The following is a 15,343-nucleotide window of genomic DNA, read 5'->3' as shown; positions in this document are numbered from 1 at the left end:
GCATAAATTCGTCACCCCGGCAACTTCCAACGGGGTAAGGTATATGTAGGGGTGACCGACATAAAATTTTGCTGATGCTTCTACCAATGGGGGCAACGATAAACAGCTGTATGTCAGGGGTGTTTATATGCCGGTTGAAAAAGTGATGAAAAGGGACGGCAGAATTGTCCCGTTCGATAAAGAGCGTATAAAATGGGCTATACAAAGGGCAATGCTTGAAGTGGGTGTCCGCGACGAGAAGCTCCTCAACAAGGTCGTCAGAAGGGTCGTCAGAAGGGTCAACGAGCTGTATGACGGCCAGGTTCCCCACATAGAGAACATCCAGGACATAGTGGAACTCGAACTCATGCGCGCCGGATTATTCGACGTGGCCAAAGCTTACATCCTCTACCGCAAGAAGAAGGCCGAGATCCGTGAAGAGAAGAAGAAAATCCTCAACAAGGACAAACTGGATGAGATAGACAAGCGCTTCTCCATCAACGCCCTCCGCGTCCTGGCGAGCAGATACCTGATAAAAAACGAGAAGGGGGAGATAGTTGAGAGTCCGAGGGAGCTCTTCGAACGCGTCGCAGTCCTGTCGGTCATACCCGACCTGCTCTACGATGAGAGGGTCTTTGACAGGGAAGGAGGACACAGGCAGAACCCCAAGGCGATCGAGAAGTACCTCTCAAAGCTGGACGAGTACGACGGGAAGCTCTCAATTGGAAGGTTCAGGCTCAACAAGTACCACTTTGAGAGGCTCCTAAACCTCTACCGCGAGCTGGCCGAGAAGGGCCAGATGAAAGTCCCAATCGACGATGTAATAAAGATGCTCGAAAACGGCGCCTTTGACGACTATGAGAGCGAAGTCGAGGAGTACTTCAGGCTCATGACGAGCCAGGTATTCATGCCGAACACACCGGCGCTCATCAACTCCGGCAGACCGCTTGGAATGCTCTCGGCGTGCTTCGTCGTGCCGATAGAGGACGACATGGAGAGCATCATGAAGGCGGCGCACGATGTGGCGATGATACAAAAGGCCGGTGGAGGCACCGGAATCAATTTCTCAAAGCTCCGCCCTGAGGGCGATTTGGTTGGGACCACCACCGGCGCCGCAAGCGGGCCAGTCAGCTTCATGCACCTCATCGATGCCGTCAGCGACGTCATCAAGCAGGGTGGCGTAAGGCGCGGGGCGAACATGGGCATTCTTGAAGTCTGGCACCCGGACATAGAGAAGTTCATCCACGCCAAGGAGAAGAACGTCGGAACCAACGTGCTCAGCAACTTCAACATCAGCGTGGGCATATGGGAGGACTTCTGGGAGGCCCTGAAGGAGGGCAAGCGCTATCCGCTTATCAACCCGAGAACCGGTGAGAAGGTCAAGGAGATAGACCCCAAGAGCCTCTTTGAGGAGCTCGCCTACATGGCCTGGGCTAAGGCCGACCCCGGCGTGGTGTTCTTCGACGTCATCAACAAGAGGAACGTTCTGGAGCCCGCAAAGGGCGAGAAGATAAGGGCCACCAACCCATGTGTCGTTGGAGATACCAGAATCCTGACGCCGGAGGGCTATTTGAAGGCAGAGGAGCTCTTCAGCATCGCAAAGGAGAGAGGTAAGAAGGAGGCCGTGGCGGTAGAAGGAATAGCGGAGGGTGGAGAACCGTACGCCTACTCGGTCGAGGTTCTTCTGCCAGGGCGTGAAGAGATCAAGTACGAAACCGCCCACGGAAAAGCCCTCGCGGTTGCCGATCCGGTTGCAGTTCCCGCCTACGTCTGGAAGGTCGGAAGGAAGAAGGTTGCCAGAGTGAGGACGAAGGAAGGCTACGAGATAACCGCGACGCTCGACCACAGGGTTATGACACCCAACGGGTGGAAAGAGATTGGGGAACTCAGGCCCGGCGACGAGGTACTTCTCCCACGCTTTGAAGTGGAGGAGGAATTCGGAAGTGAGAGCATAGGAGAGGAGTTAGCCTTTGTCCTCGGCTGGTTCATCGGGGACGGCTACCTCAACGTGAACGACAGGAGGGCATGGTTCTACTTCAACGCCGAGAAGGAGGAAGGGATTGCCTGGAAAGTTAAGGAGATACTGGCGAAGCACTTTGGAACTAAAGCCGAACCACACCGCTACGGCGGGCAGATAAAGCTCGGCGTCCGCGGGGAGGCTTACAGGTGGATTGAAAGCATTGTAAAGGGCAATGGGAAGAGGGTTCCGGAAATAGTCTACAGGCTCAAACCGAATGAAATGGCCGCATTCCTTAGAGGCCTCTTCAGTGCCGACGGGTACGTGGACAACGACATGGCCATAAGGCTCACCTCAAAGGACAGGGAACTGCTCAGGGATGTCCAGGATCTGCTCCTGCTCTTCGGGGTCCTCTCAAAGATATACGAGAGGCCCTACGAGAGCGAGTTCCACTACACCACCAAGGACGGGGAAGAAAAAACATACAGGGCCAAGGGCTACTACGAGCTCGTCATAGCAAACTACAGCAGGAAGCTCTTTGCGGAGAAGATAGGCTTTGAGGGCTACAAGATGGAGAAGCTCAGCCTTAAGAAGACAAAGATCGACGAGCCAGTCGTGACGGTTGAGAGCGTCGAAGTACTCGGAGAGGAAATCGTCTACGACTTCACGGTGCCAGAGCACCACTCCTACATAAGCAACGGCTTTATGAGCCACAACTGTGGAGAAGAGCCGCTCTATGACTATGAATCGTGTAACCTCGCCTCGATTAACCTTGCAAAATTCGTGAAGTACGACGAGAAAGGCCAGCCGTACTTCGACTGGGACGAGTACGCCTACGTCATTCAGAAGGTCGCCAAGTACCTCGACAACGCCATCGACGTCAATAAATTCCCGCTGCCGGAGATAGACCACAACACCAAGCTGACGAGAAGGATAGGCGTCGGAATGATGGGTTTAGCGGATGCGCTCTTCAAGCTCGGCATAGCGTACAACAGCAAAGAGGGCTTCGACTTCATGAGGAAGGCCACCGAGTACCTCACCTTCTACGCGTACAAATACTCCGTCGAGGCGGCGAAAAAGCGCGGGCCGTTCCCGCTCTACGAGAAGAGCAGGTACAGAGAGGGTGAACTGCCGGTCGAGGGCTTCTATCACCGCGAGATATGGAACCTCCCCTGGGACGAGCTGGCCGAGGAAATCAAGCGCTACGGTGTGAGGAACGGAATGACCACCACCTGTCCGCCGACGGGTTCGGTTTCGATGATAGCAGACACTTCGAGCGGAATCGAGCCGATATTCGCCCTGGTCTACAAGAAGAGCGTCACGGTTGGAGAGTTCTACTACGTCGACCCCGTCTTTGAAGCCGAGCTTAAGAAGCGCGGCCTCTGGAGCGACGAGATACTCAGGAAGATAAGCGACAACTACGGCTCGGTTCAGGGCCTTGAGGAGATACCGGAGGACATGCAGCGCGTTTTCGTCACGTCGATGGACATCCACTGGCTCGACCACATCCTGGCGCAGGCCAACATCCAGCTCTGGCTCACCGACAGCGCGAGCAAGACCATCAACATGCCCAACGACGCCACCGTCGAGGACGTTAAAGCCGCATATCTCCTCGCTTACAAGCTCGGCTGTAAGGGAATAACGGTCTACCGCGACGGCTCGCTCTCGGTGCAGGTCTACAGCGTTGAGGGCGAGAAGAAGCAGCGCGTGAAGGTCAAACCGAGCGCCTACGCGGTGGAGAAGCTGAAGGCGGTGGTGGAGGCCGAACCGTGGCTGGCGAAGTTCATCAACGTCGAGGGCATACTCAACGGCACCAACGGCAAGGAGAAAACCGAGAGCTCCCTCACATTCTCGATAAGCAGGCCCGTTGCGGCAAAGCCAAAGCACGAACACCCGCATCACGCCGAGAAGCCTGATGTGCCTGAAGAAAAGATACAGGAGCTCCTCGGCGTTGCATACTGCCCGGTCTGCTACGAGCAGGACGGTGAACTCGTCGAGCTCAAGATGGAGAGCGGCTGTGCAACGTGCCCGCGCTGTGGATGGAGCAAGTGCGTTATAAGTTAGCTTCTCTTCTTTCGGCTTTTATACCCATTTCCTCAAGGCGTATTTTGTAAGTCCTGTGGAAGAAAAAGACAGTCAAGATTATAATCAGAGACAGGGCGTAGCGAGACTGTAGTGGAAGAAAAGCCACCAGGGCCACTGAGAGGATATAATACGCCATCATCCTCTTGCTACTGTGGTATTTCTCCGCAATTCTCCTCTGTCTTGGATTTCTCATCAGGGCAAAGTATATTGCCAGTGAAAAACCTACCCAATATACAAAACTTTTAAGTCCCTCCCAGCTAAATCCGGGAAATCTCTCGGGGGTTGGAGTAGCGAGGACGTAGATACAGAACACCACGGGTATGAAAAGATAGATAAAGAGGAACTCACTCCAAAACTCGCCCAGGAAATTCCTCACATTCATCAATTAATCCCCCCACAATCAACGCTCTTGGGCCTGAAACATCAGCAGTCAAGCACACTACTAAACTCTAACTGGCACCCCAATATGCCCTGCTCTATTCTGCCATATAAATGTTTCCTGCTATCCAAAGTAATTTTTCTTTTTTGAGAGATAAATTTTTTCAGAGCACCCCATTGCAGGCAAAATGAATCAAAAGAAAGCGAAGTAAAACAACATATAAATGGAGCCAATTGTCATGTAAACGTTTCACATCCCAAAAATGATACTCGATTAACATTTCCCTGTCAAAGCATCCTTTTTAAGGGCCACGTTTTAACTTTTGCCACTCAGAGGAAAGCCTTAAGTGGACTTAGCGTTAACCCCCTGTATTCGGAGGTGTTGAGATGGACAAGGTTTACCTCACCTGGTGGCAGGTTGACAGGGCGATATTCGCGCTTGCAGACGAGATAAGAAAGCGCTTCACACCCGACGTCATAGTGGGAATAGCGAGGGGCGGGCTCATCCCGGCGGTGAGGCTCAGCCACATCCTCGGCGACATCGAGGTCAAGGTCATCGACGTCAAGTTCTACAAGGACATCGAGGAGAGGATGGAAAAGCCACGCATAACGATCCCCCTCCACGGCTCGCTGGAGGGCAAGAAGGTCGTCATAGTCGACGACGTCAGCGACACTGGGAAGACCCTCGAGGTTGTTATCGAGGAGGTCAAGAGAGCAGGGGCGAAGGAGGTTAAGGTTGCCTGCCTCAGCATGAAGCCCTGGACTAAAGTGGTTCCGGACTTCTACGTCTTCCGCACCGACAAGTGGATAGTCTTTCCCTGGGAGGAGTTCCCGGTCGTCGTGAGAGAATGAGGTTTCTTTCTTGCACTTTCTTTGCATCGCCATGCAACTCCTCTACTCAGACTTCTTTTGAAAAGTTCTAAGAGGAAAACTCGCATTAGAATAAATCCATACTCGAAAATAAAGGGAAGAATTTTTACTAAGAGTAAACGGAAAAGCTTATAAGGGATAAATCATCCAAATAGTAATGCAAAAACTATAAGGGGGGTGAACCACTTGCGATGGAAGCCACTGTTCGCAGTCCTGTTAGGACTGCTAATGATTGGAGTGACGGCTGGAGGAGCAATGGCTGTATCCTGGTATGTGACTCCTGAGAAGGCCCCCAAAAATCCACAGAAACCAGCTAGCTGGGGCCTAACTGCGCAGCTCACCACAATCGTGAAAGTTAATGGACAGGAATACAGACATCCTCAGCAGTTTGATAATTACAGAGTGTATGTCGTTCCTAAAAACTCAAAAGGGTCTTTCAAAATAGCCATCGGCAGGTTTCCAATAGGCACTTATCACGTGAAAATAGCAACTAATAAAGGATTCAAAATATATCCTTCGATGGTTAAGTCACTTGGAAGTGAGGAATGGGAGTATCAGGGCGTTAGATACAATGCAGGATACCCATTTTACGAGTTCAGCACCCCGCACCATGGATGGTGGGCCAGTTCTTCCTTCGAAGTTCCAGTTGAATTCAACAAGAAGACCGGAATTCTTGTGTACGGATACATAGGGGGAGATCCCGTTGAAACAGCCATAGCAGGAGGCCTTGGCGGCACTATTGGCGGCATTCTGGCAGCAGGCTTGGAGTTACCTTCTGCAGTTGGTGCATTACTAGGAGCAATCGCTGGGACAGAGTTCAGCATTGATGTTTTTGTCATTGTGCCCTCGGGGTGAGATTTATGAGCAAGATAAACCTCAGCACGGTTACAATACTCCTTTTTTCTTTTGTTATATTCCCTTTTATGTACTGGGAGGGCAATTTAACGTTTGGAGAAATCTATCTTTTAGTTGCACTGAGCATTGCTGGTTATATAACAGCCACGGGCATAATCACCACAGCCAAAGTAGGCAATATCAAGAAATTGTGGGGCTACTCCGTCATACTCATTTACACCCTTACAGCCTACTTCACTAGAGGCAATGACGTATTTTATGTTCAGGTGATTCCGTTATTTACTGGAATGATGTGTGGGATTATAATTGCATATACCCTCTTCTCGAGATCTTCAGAAGTATATTCTATCCCCTTAAAGTACTTAGTAATCCTCCTTGCACTCATCTACACAAGCATCTCTATTGTAATACTCCAAGGCAATGGGAACATGTCTAGTTCATCCTTGATTGGAGCTTTTATGATAGGAACAATGGGAATCATTACTAATGAGCAGAACCAAAACAGAAAAGAGATAATCTTGTATTCCCTTCTGGCAGTATATGCATATTTCATAGGATACTATCTGGGCAAATATGGAAATATGCTGGAAATAATTGTTGGTGGATTAATTCTAACAGGATTTTTATTTTCATTTTTTGTGAAGGGATTCCTTGATATTGGTGTTCAGATCTTCACCGTTGGCTTTCTGTTCCACTTGAATCAAATCGTCCCAATCCTTCTAACAGGAGAATTCCAAGTTCTCGTGCTCCAGATAATGGTAGGGTCAATACTAAAAGTGACACTGTGGGTCACTTTGACGATATTAACAACCTGGACAATAATAAAAATCACAAACTCCAGAAAGATACAGGTAAGTTCCTGTTTAAACCTCTACCCACTAGCATATTGGGGGTTAGTGGCAATACCGATCAAGGCAATTCCATATTTTGTGGATATGCACTTTACATGGACAATAAGGATCCTCCTAGATGTTGGAACACTCACCGCATGGGGAATATCTTACTATCTCCTGGCCAAGAATTTGAAGAGACAGGTGAAAAGCACAAAGACAGCAATAGTCTCAGCTCTAATCTCAGGAATAATGAATTTTGTGTTATTACCTCCACCTTTATAACGCAACCAGTACGGGACAGAAGTGTTGAATCCGATACTCACCCATACTTCTTTTTCCTTCTGTTCATGTTTACTTTTGATTTCTAAAGTGGGATAATCAGCCAATTAATGGGGGAGATATTGGAGTAATTGACTTCATCACACCCTTCCAAACAGGATATCTTTTAATGACTACCTAAAAAGAACCTCTCGCCCTCCCCTAGCTTATAACATACTTCATCACTTTTAGGATGAGTTAATCCTGATCATGAAGAACTCATATTTTTAAGAACAATGGTTCGAAACCCCTTTAACCCCTTTCCCCAACTTTTCTCGGTGGTGTTATGAGGGCATTCATAGCGATAGAGGTTAGCGACGAAGTCCGCGACAACCTCCTGAAGGCCCAGGAGAGAATAGGGAACAAAGCGGCAAAGATAAAGTTCGTCGAGAGGGAGAACTTCCACGTGACGCTCAAGTTCCTTGGAGAGATAGACGAAGCCTTGGCCGAGGAGGTCAAGAGAGCCCTGGAGGAGATAGCGAAGAAGCACAAAAAGCACCGCGTTCGCGTTAAGGGAATAGGCGTCTTCCCGAACCCGAACTACGTGAGGGTAATCTGGGCCGGCATAGAGAACGACGAGGGCATAAAGGCGATAGCGGCCGATGTGGAGAGGGAGATGCGCCGCCTGGGCTTCAAGAAGGACAAGGACTTCGTGGCGCACATCACCATTGGCCGTGTCAAGTTCGTCCGCGACAAGCTTGAGCTGGCGATGGCGTTAAAAGACCTCGCCAACGAGGACTTCGGGGAGTTCGACGTCGAGGCGATAGAGCTGAAGAAGAGCACGCTTACTCCTAATGGGCCGATTTACGAGACGGTGGCGAGGTTCGAGCTGGCCGAATGAGGTCTGGGGGCATAGAATGGAGCGGCAGGTTTTCTCATTTCTTCTCGTTGTGGCTTTGCTTCTCCCCCCTTCAAACATTGCACTGGGCCAGGACTGGGCCTTCAAAGATGTTGCCGTCTCAGACGGGATATACGCCATAACCGAAAACAACACCCTTGTTAAGCTTACCAAAAGCCTGGAACCTCTTTGGGCCCTTGAGCTCCAAAGGAATGCCTATATCGAACGCCTGATTCCCTCCAATGATGGAGTTCTCCTCCTTGGAGGCCTTCTGGCTAAGCTCGACGGTAACGGAACCCTGCTCTGGGCAAAGAACCTGAGCGTTGAGGACGCAGAGCCCCTGCCCAATGGAGATATTGCACTCTTGACGGACAACGTTGTGGGGCGTATAAGCCGGAACGGGAGAATCCTCTGGGCCACCAAAATCCTCCCGAACGGAACCAATGAGCGAACCCCCAGGGTTGAGGTACGCTTTGTCGCTCCCCTTAGAGAGGCCATTCTGGTCGTTGGAACCATCAGTCTTCCAGACGATCCGAAGTCCCATCTCTTCCTCGGGACTCTCTCGCTGAACGGAAGTCTCCTCTGGGCCAAAGTCATCAACACAAGCTACCATGACTCTCCCGATACTGCCCATTCCATGGGGAACTATGCTCTCGTTGCTGGGGTCTACGGCGGTGGAAGTGATGCACCGTGGATAGCGGACTACTTTGCCCTGAAAGTTTCTCCAGACGGAAAAATCGAGTGGTTTAACTCCTACATGTGTCCAAAAGGAGAAAACTGGGACGCATTCTGGACAATGAGAATACAGGGCGCCTTCTGTAACGGGGAGGTTTGCGCCTTCGACACAACTACTGGAACTTTCATCATAAACTCTGAGGGGGAACCTCTCGAGTACCCCAACGTTTCTGGGAAGGTCGCGGGAATAATGAACGACTCCCTGGTCTTGCTCTCCAAGGGAACGATACTCACTGTCCCACTCAGACAAAATGGAGAAACGGAAAAGTGCTACGCTCTGAAAATTCATTTTAGAGACGAGCCTGTTGATGTAAGGGCCGTTCCAGCGGAGTTCAAGGCACCTGACCTTCATCTGAGCGTGGTAAAACTGGGGGAAAGGAGCGAGCCAAAAAAGGAAGATGAAAAACTCGACAACCCTCAAGAGACGGAACCGAAGGGGAAGAACTACTATGGTATTGCCCTTACCGCCCTCGCACTTGTCGGGATTGCTCTGATGGTATTCAGAAAGACGAAACGATGAGCAAAGGCCGGAACAAAAAGTATATCAACCACACAATGGCCAAATACTAACAGGTGACGACATGGACGTCGAGGCTGTCATCGAAGAAGTCCTGCCCAGGATAAGGCCCACGGAGGATGAGAGGGCCTTCGTCGAGGGCCTGATGAAAGAGCTTGAAAAGCTGGCAGTGGAGACCATAGGGGAGCTCGGCCTCGACGTTAAACCCTACTTCGTGGGTTCCCTCGCGAAGGACACCTATTTGGCCGGAGACCACGACATCGACCTTTTCCTTGCCTTCCCCCTTGAGACCCCGCTTGAGGAGCTCCGGAAGAAGGGACTGGAGCTCGGAAAGGCCATAGCCGAGAGGCTCGATTCCTACGAGCTCGCCTATGCGGAACACCCCTACGTGAGGGCGCGCTATAAGGGCGTGAAGGTTGACCTCGTGCCCTGCTACGACGTTAAGAGCTGGGGGGACGTCAGAACCGCCGTTGACCGCTCGATACTCCACAACCGCTGGGTCCTTGAGAACCTCAACGGGAGAAACGAGGAAGTCAGGCTCCTCAAGCGCTTTTTGAAGGGTATAAACGCCTACGGAAGCGAGATCTACGTCAGGGGCTTTTCGGGCTATCTGGCCGAGATTCTGGTCATCAAATACGGCTCGTTCCTCGAAGTCCTCAAAAACACCGACTTCATGCTGAGGCAGAAGATAATCGACCCCGGGAACTGGCTCAAGCGCGAGTATGAGACCGCTATGCGAACCATCAGGCGCGAGGCCGATGCCGACAGACCGCTCATAGTCATCGACCCCGTCGACCCGAGGAGGAACGTCGCGGCGAACCTGAGTTGGGAGCGCTATGGGGTTTTCTACTTCAGGGCACACCAGTTTCTGGAGAGGCCCTCCGGGGAGTTCTTCTTCGGGAAAGAGAAGAGAAGCGGGAACTACCTTGAGGAACTCAGAAGGAAGGGAACTCACCTCGTAACTCTGGCCTTCAATGCCCCGAACCTCGTCGAGGACGTCCTTATCCCCCAGCTGGAGAGGAGCGCGCGGGGCTTTGAGAAGGCCCTCTCCAGAGAGGGCTTCAGCGTCCTCGGCTGGGACGTTGGACGTAAAGGTGAGAGGGCCTTCATAATGCTGGAAGTGGACAGAAGGGAGCGGGAAAGGGTGAAGATAAAGCCCGGGCCCGAGTTCTTCACGGAGAGGGGCTGGGACTTTTACAGAAAGAACGAGCGGGTGTGGATCATCGGAAAGAGACTCTTCGCGGAAAAGGCCGTGAAGGAAGACGTCTCCGGAGTCATCGTTGAACTCATCGAGAAGAACCGGATTGCCATGGGGAAGAACGTGAGGGAGAACATCAGAAACGCGGAGATTCTGCTAGATTACGTTCCGAAAGAGCTGGAGAACGAGGCTTACCTCTTCCTGAGCAGAGAGAAGTGGAACCTGAAGGAGTAGGAGGAGCATTCTGCTCCTGCCAATCCACCTTTCAATCTCATCCAGAACGCGCCTTATCCTTAGGTACATCGCACCATCGAGAATCCCAAAGATGAGCTCAAGCAGGCACTCACCCTCCCCCTCGAACTCCGGCCTCTTCAAGGACACCACCACCCGCACCTGGAAAGTACCGCCTGGATTTGTTTATAGGGCAAGAATAGTTTAAAAAGTTATGTGCCGGGCAGAAAAGTTGGATAAAAAGTCCAAAATTGTTTCCCTAATGTCCCCTATGCTCGCACCACTCGCGGTTCTCCCACTCCCCGTGAACCTCGCCCGGGATGTGGCCCGTGTCGGCGACGGCCCACTCAAGGTTGTAGGGCTCGATAAGGGAGCGGAGCTCGCCACGCAGGTCGAGCCTTCCAACGTAGAGTGCAGCCCTCGTCACGACGTTGTAGCCGCTGGTCGGGACTTCTGGCTTTAACGCATCCAGCCACGCTTTCTCACCCGTCTCCCAGCCCCCCAGGGAGGGCATCGCGCCGAGATTCCAGAGGTTGTAGAGGCTCTCGAAGTTGAGGAGCCTCAGGTAGGCTCCAATGAAGAGGCTCTGAAGCTCACTGCCGTCGAAGTGCTTCATCAGCTCAATGAGGGCCTTCGCCATGACCGAGACGTTGCCGAAGGCGACCCTCGTGTCGAGGTTCTCCCAGAAGCGGGGGCAGGAGTGGTTGGCGAGGAGCATGAGGTAGTAGACCCTTCCGAGCTTCAAAGCTTCCCTCTCGCCGTTCACCGGCTCAATGACATAGTCGGACGAGGTCTCCATGCCGAAGTACTCGTAGTAGTCCCTGAAGAAGATACGCGCGTAGCGGACGAGGAACTCTTCGGCCTTTGAAGGCTCAACCCCGAGGCCTTCGAGGCCCTTGATGACTCCAAGCCTAACCGCCTTGTTCAGCTCCTCAAACAGGCGCGTGAAGGCGACCTTCCAGAGCTGGGAGATCTTTCTCCCCTTCACCTCCCTCGCGAAGACCTTCCCGTCGGCCCTCCTGTAGCCGAGCCACCTTGAATCGCTCGTCTTGCCGTCGGGGCTCAAATCGAAGTAGTCGCTCCAGGAGGAGTGGTCCTTGACGCGCATCTCAAAGGAGCACTCGCCGTCGAGGCGTTTGAACTCACCGGAGAGCTTTCTCCTCACGAACTCCATCGCTGAGACCCTCTCGACGCCGTTACGCTCAAGCCCCTCCATCCAGGCGGTGAAGCGGTCGAGCTGCTGCGGGTTTCCGAGGAGGCTTTCCAGGTCACTCGCTGTGAAGACCAGGTAGGGGACGCCGAGGCTCTCCTTGTGGTCGTCGCGGTAGGAGAGGGTAGCGGAGACCAGACCGGGAACGTCGAGGGTGTTGAAGGCGAAGGCGTCGCTTATGCGCCACTCCCTCCCGAAGACGAAGGAGTTTCCGTAGCGGTTGCAGGAGTGCTTCGCCTGGGGGAGGTCGTAGAGGAGCTGCCTCTCGTCGAGGAGGAAGACCAGCCTTCTGTCAGTTGAAGACTCGACCACCGAGGCACCCTCCCTTGTTATCACGGCCTCGGGGAGCCAGTAGCCGATTACCTGCCTCTTCTCGACCAGAGGTGCATAGAAGTCAAAGGAGACCCGCGCGAGGATCCTCTGCTCGAATTCATCGAGGTGAGGGACGATCGGGTGGAACGGCGTTGTGGGAACCGCATCAAACCTACGGAGGAGCCCAACGGCGTCCTCAAAGGCCTTCCTGCGGTAGTGGAGAAGCATTAGGAATGTGAAGGGCTCTATGTCCACGCTCACCCCCTTCATGCGCGAGAGGGTGTCGGCTATGTGCTCGTAGGAGTAGAGCATAGCCCTCGTCCAGTTCTCGCCTCTCACCTCTTCGCCGCGAATTTTGACCGCGACCGGGCTCTTCCTCTCATCGTACTCAATTGGCCTTGAACCGTCACCGTCTTTAACGTAGACTATGTCGCCGGGCTGGTAGGCGTGGAAGTGGTGGGCGTACTTCATCTCCATTGTCTCACCGGGAGTGATATATCTTTTGCCCTTATTTCACTTTCGGCCTGAAAAAAGAGGGCATCTTTACACAGGAATGCCCGATAGATTAATAAACCTGTGCATTGAAATTCCAGCGGTGGAAAGATGGAGCGCGAATTCAGGTTGATTCTCGGCGAGGACCTGGCCAACTACCTCGAACTCATGAGGGCAAAGCTGGCCTTTGCCGAGGAGCTCTACGGCATAAAGATGAACTACGTCCCGCTCATCACCGAGGGGGAGATCGTCATTCTTGACAAGAACGACGGGAAGATCAAGTGGCTGAAGAGCAAAAGGCCGCTCACCCTTGAGGAGTTCCAGGCACTGGCGGATAAAATAAAGGAGAACCTGGAATCAGGCTACGTCGAGATGCTTCTGGCCATGAACATGGAGTGCGTCCACGGGCCCGGCGAGTGACCCGCCGTAGACCACCGGGAGCACCTTGATCCTGTCGCCCTCCCTGAGGGGATGGCTTTCTTCCACCCTTTTCTCGTTCACCAGGATGTGGTGCTCGTCCGTCCCTATTCCCAGCTCCCTGAGCAGCTCGCCCACTCTCTTGCCTTCCTCCACCTCAAGCTCCTTTCGAGGGCCGTGTTTTAGGGCGTGCTCCCCGTAGAGTATCAGGGTCACTTTCATGAGAACCACCAAGAGGAAAATCAGAGGCCAAGGCGCTCCCTTATGCGCTTCACCTCGCGCTTCGCTTCGCTCAGGCCGAGCTCCTCAAGGACTTCCTCCCTTGGGATTCCATGCTCGTCGTAGCCGACCTGCTCGTAGTACTGGCGGACCTTCTCGCTTATCTCCTCCCTGGTTGGAGCTTTACCCTTGACCGGCCCGGTCGGAAGGGGCTCGTAGAACCTCTCCGGGTTGTCGTCGTCCTTCCTCGGGTCCCAGTGGACGTCGGGCCCCCCGAGGAGGAGCAGGATCCTCTGGAGGTGGATTATTCTCAGGCCGGTCTCGTTGAACCACTTCTCCGGCGTCAGCTCAAAGCCCGTAACCGCGTTTCCGAACTCGATAATCCGCTCAAAGCCCGGTCTCGTCGTGAACATACATATAACGGCCGAGTCGTAGAAGGCATTCACCAGCTCGCCCTCGTAGCTCCTCGCCGGCAGACCGGCGGTTGCCGTGTGGTCGCCTCCCTGGACTGAAACCGCGTAGCTTATGTCCCTCGTGTAGTCGAGGTCGCTCCTTATCCCGTGGGCGCCCACTCCAATCCCCTTGACGTGGACTGCATATCTCATGGCATCGACGCCCTTCATCTCCGAGATCCTCTTCGCGGCCCGGTAAGTCCCCTCGGCCAGGATCTCTCCGATGCCTTCTCTGTTAACTATCAGCTCAAGGAGCCTTGCGAAGGCCTTCTCATCGCCCCATTCGAGCTTGAAGCCGATGTCTTCCTCAGTAAGGATTCCGCGCTGGTAGAGCTCCGCCGCAAAACCGAGGACGTTGCCCGCGTTTATCCCGTCGAGGCCGAGTTCGTCAACGAGGTAGGACAGGTAGACGACCTTCTCCGGCTCGAAAACGCCAAGGTTGGTCCCCATGTAGGCCATCAGCTCGTAGTCAGGGGCGTCGGTTATCGAGCCCTTGTACTCGCCATAGCGGAGGTAGGATATCTTCATGCAGTTGACGGGACAGCCGTAGTCGGCCCAGTACTTCTTGACCCAGGCCTTGAGCTCGAAGTTCACCACGCTTATCCTCTCGTCGTCGTGGTACTCCTCCTGCCAGTTCCTGACCGGCTGGCTTGAGCGGTCCTTGCCGACGCTGTAGCCACCTGCCCCGGTCCCCCACTGGCGGAAGGTGGTAAGGGTCAAAAGCTCCCTCTGGAACTCCCTGAGGAGGGACTTGAACTTTTCTTTGTCGTGAACCCCCGGCAGAGCTTTATTCCCCTTAACGATGACCGCCTTGAGATTCTTGCTCCCCATAACTGCCCCAAAGCCGCCGTAACCTGCTGCGTGCATCAGCTTGCTCATTATTGCGGCGAACCTCACCTTCTCCTCTCCGCCCCTGCCGATGTACATCATGGCGGGCTCCTTCGGGACGCCCCTCAGCTTGGCCTTCTTCCTCAGCTCGTCGTGGACTTCCTTCAGCAGGGTCTTGTGGAGCTCAAGGCCTCCCATTCCCCAGTACTTTGAGGCGTCCCTCACCTCCACATCGTCGTCGTTGATGAAGAGGTAAACCGGCTCCCTGGCCTTTCCGCGGATTATTATCCCGTCGTAGCCGCTCGCCTTAAGCTCTATTCCCACCTCGCTGCTGAGGACGCTTCCCACCACACCGTTGCTCTCCGGGGACTTGGCCAGTACAGCGGTCTTTATTCCCGGGTAGTAGCCCGTCAGCGGGCCGGTGAGGATCAGGAGGAGGTTCTCCTCGCCGAGCGGGTCTACCTTTTCCCACCTCTCGCCGAGCTCCTTCCAGAGGATGTAAGTGCCGAGCCCCCTGCCGCCGTAGAAGCGGAGCATGTCCTCATCCAGCTCGACAGTTTTCACGTTTCCCGTGCTCAGATTAACGTCCAGGAGCTTTCCAGCGTAGCCCTTCATCTCC

Annotated in this window: 13 protein-coding genes; 8 read left to right on the top strand and 5 right to left on the bottom strand. The window is 53.4% G+C overall.

The window, feature by feature from the left end:
* Positions 1 to 127: 127 nt before the first annotated feature.
* Complete coding sequence (locus F7C11_RS07960) at positions 128 to 4,000, top strand: adenosylcobalamin-dependent ribonucleoside-diphosphate reductase (protein WP_297092666.1); 3,873 nt, start codon at positions 128 to 130, stop codon at positions 3,998 to 4,000.
* On the opposite strand, the gene F7C11_RS07955 is transcribed toward F7C11_RS07960, so the two are convergent.
* Positions 3,990 to 4,403 (bottom strand): hypothetical protein, encoded by a 414-nt coding sequence (locus tag F7C11_RS07955; RefSeq protein WP_297092665.1) that lies wholly within the window; start codon positions 4,401 to 4,403, stop codon positions 3,990 to 3,992. The genes F7C11_RS07960 and F7C11_RS07955 overlap by 11 nt on opposite strands.
* A 383-nt stretch (positions 4,404 to 4,786) precedes the next feature.
* Between F7C11_RS07955 and F7C11_RS07950 the strand changes: the two genes are divergently transcribed.
* From F7C11_RS07950 to cca, 6 genes are all read left to right on the top strand, one after another.
* Positions 4,787 to 5,251 carry a phosphoribosyltransferase gene (locus F7C11_RS07950; RefSeq protein ID WP_297092664.1) on the top strand — a complete coding sequence of 155 codons (465 nt, stop codon included), beginning with the start codon at positions 4,787 to 4,789 and terminating at the stop codon, positions 5,249 to 5,251.
* Positions 5,252 to 5,497: 246 nt separating this feature from the next.
* The gene (locus F7C11_RS07945; protein WP_297092663.1) at positions 5,498 to 6,124 is read left to right on the top strand and encodes a hypothetical protein; all 627 of its coding nucleotides are present in this window, start codon (positions 5,498 to 5,500) and stop codon (positions 6,122 to 6,124) included.
* Positions 6,125 to 6,129: 5 nt separating this feature from the next.
* The gene (locus tag F7C11_RS07940) at positions 6,130 to 7,239 is read left to right on the top strand and encodes a hypothetical protein (protein ID WP_297092662.1); all 1,110 of its coding nucleotides are present in this window, start codon (positions 6,130 to 6,132) and stop codon (positions 7,237 to 7,239) included.
* A gap of 322 nt (positions 7,240 to 7,561) precedes the next feature.
* Positions 7,562 to 8,116 (top strand): RNA 2',3'-cyclic phosphodiesterase, encoded by a 555-nt coding sequence (thpR, locus tag F7C11_RS07935; protein WP_297092661.1) that lies wholly within the window; start codon positions 7,562 to 7,564, stop codon positions 8,114 to 8,116.
* 16 nt (positions 8,117 to 8,132) lie between these two features.
* Positions 8,133 to 9,368: a hypothetical protein gene (locus F7C11_RS07930; RefSeq protein WP_297092660.1), complete on the top strand. Its 1,236-nt coding sequence runs from the start codon at positions 8,133 to 8,135 to the stop codon at positions 9,366 to 9,368.
* A gap of 61 nt (positions 9,369 to 9,429) precedes the next feature.
* The gene (gene cca, locus F7C11_RS07925) at positions 9,430 to 10,797 is read left to right on the top strand and encodes a CCA tRNA nucleotidyltransferase (RefSeq protein ID WP_297092659.1); all 1,368 of its coding nucleotides are present in this window, start codon (positions 9,430 to 9,432) and stop codon (positions 10,795 to 10,797) included.
* On the opposite strand, the gene F7C11_RS07920 is transcribed toward cca, so the two are convergent.
* Positions 10,720 to 10,947, bottom strand: a complete 228-nt coding sequence (locus F7C11_RS07920; protein ID WP_297092658.1) for a hypothetical protein — start codon at positions 10,945 to 10,947, stop codon at positions 10,720 to 10,722. The genes cca and F7C11_RS07920 overlap by 78 nt on opposite strands.
* Positions 10,948 to 11,053: 106 nt before the next feature.
* On the bottom strand, positions 11,054 to 12,793 hold the full coding sequence (locus F7C11_RS07915) for a glycoside hydrolase (protein ID WP_297092657.1): 1,740 nt from the start codon (positions 12,791 to 12,793) through the stop codon (positions 11,054 to 11,056).
* A gap of 126 nt (positions 12,794 to 12,919) precedes the next feature.
* Between F7C11_RS07915 and F7C11_RS07910 the strand changes: the two genes are divergently transcribed.
* Entirely contained in the window at positions 12,920 to 13,228 is a 309-nt protein-coding gene (locus F7C11_RS07910) for a hypothetical protein (protein ID WP_297092656.1), read from the top strand.
* On the opposite strand, the gene F7C11_RS07905 is transcribed toward F7C11_RS07910, so the two are convergent.
* Both F7C11_RS07905 and F7C11_RS07900 read right to left on the bottom strand, forming a co-directional pair.
* Positions 13,166 to 13,447 carry a MoaD/ThiS family protein gene (locus F7C11_RS07905; RefSeq protein WP_363316533.1) on the bottom strand — a complete coding sequence of 94 codons (282 nt, stop codon included), beginning with the start codon at positions 13,445 to 13,447 and terminating at the stop codon, positions 13,166 to 13,168. The genes F7C11_RS07910 and F7C11_RS07905 overlap by 63 nt on opposite strands.
* A 20-nt stretch (positions 13,448 to 13,467) precedes the next feature.
* On the bottom strand, positions 13,468 to 15,339 hold the full coding sequence (locus F7C11_RS07900) for an aldehyde ferredoxin oxidoreductase family protein (RefSeq protein ID WP_297092710.1): 1,872 nt from the start codon (positions 15,337 to 15,339) through the stop codon (positions 13,468 to 13,470).
* Between the last annotated feature and the right edge of the window lie 4 nt (positions 15,340 to 15,343).

It is taken from the genome of Thermococcus sp., assembly GCF_015521605.1.
In the GTDB taxonomy this organism is placed as follows: domain Archaea; phylum Methanobacteriota_B; class Thermococci; order Thermococcales; family Thermococcaceae; genus Thermococcus.
The sequence above is the reverse complement of the archived record's forward strand: the minus strand, read 5'-3'. Positions and strand labels throughout refer to the sequence as shown.